The sequence below is a fragment of the Pseudomonas sp. P5_B2 genome (genome assembly GCF_056400445.1).
Genome location: NZ_JBFULH010001115.1, coordinates 1 through 982, shown reverse-complemented (window position 1 = coordinate 982; position 982 = coordinate 1). Strand labels below are relative to the sequence as shown.

Sequence of the window (982 nt, the reverse complement as noted above, 5' to 3'; positions counted from 1 at the left end):
CCTTTACATCGTTAAAAAGAAAGGGGAAATCAAGCATCGCAAAATCAGCGGCCTGGGATGCCAGAATACCGGAGTTGAGCACGGTAATATCCAGCGTGCCGCCTTGCAGGGCGGAAACAGTCTGCACGTCTCCCCCCAACGTACCGCCCGGGAACAGCCGTACTTTGAGTTTTCCTCCACTCTTCTCGCTGAGCAGATCGGCAAATTTCTGTGCGCCCTGGCCTTGCGGGTGCTCTTTGACATTCTGGAAAGCGAAACGCAGAGTGCGCTCGCGAACCTCATCAGCGTGACTGACAACACTACCCAGAAGTAGTCCAGTAGCACAGGCGCTGGCAAGCAGGGTCTTGATCAATTTTTTCATTTTATTCTCCGTTCATTATTATTAGATGTCGCATTACCACAGCTTCCACCGGTATTAACCTGCGAAAAATTTCAGCGGCCCCAGGACCAGTTGCGGAAACAGCACCAGCAGAAACAGCACCGTTAGTTGCGCAAGCAAGAAGGGCCAGACACCCCGAATGATTTCATCCATCCCTATCTTGGATACTCCGCATACCACGTTGAGCACCGTGCCTACAGGAGGGGTGATTAGACCAATCGCGTTGTTAATCAAAAACAGAACACCGAAATAGACCGGGTCGATTCCTGCCTGGGTAACCGCGGGCATCAGCACTGGAGTCAGGATGAGGATGGTCGGCGTCATGTCCATTACTGTACCGACCAGAATGACCAGCAACATAATCACGACCAACAGCAGGGTCTGATTACTCATGAACGGTTCAAGGATCGCTGCCAACTGACCAGGCAGATCGGCGATAGTCACCAGCCATGACGAAACCATAGCGGCAGCAACCAGGAGCATCACCACAGACGTCGTCTTGGCCGATGACAGAATAATCTCGAACAACTGACTGACTTTTAATTCCCGGTAGATCACCAGCGCCACGAAGAGCGAATAGACCGCTGCCACCACAGCCGCTTC

At 52.4% G+C, this 982-nt stretch carries 2 protein-coding genes; both read right to left on the bottom strand.

Annotation, left to right across the window (positions count from 1 at the left end; all coding sequences use genetic code 11):
* The coding region (gene dctP / locus AC1DRJ_RS29565) for a TRAP transporter substrate-binding protein DctP (protein WP_477805243.1) at positions 1-361 on the bottom strand (361 nt) is incomplete at its 3' end.
* Between the two features lie 54 nt (positions 362-415).
* The coding region (locus tag AC1DRJ_RS29560) for an SLC13 family permease (protein WP_477805242.1) at positions 416-982 on the bottom strand (567 nt) is incomplete at its 5' end.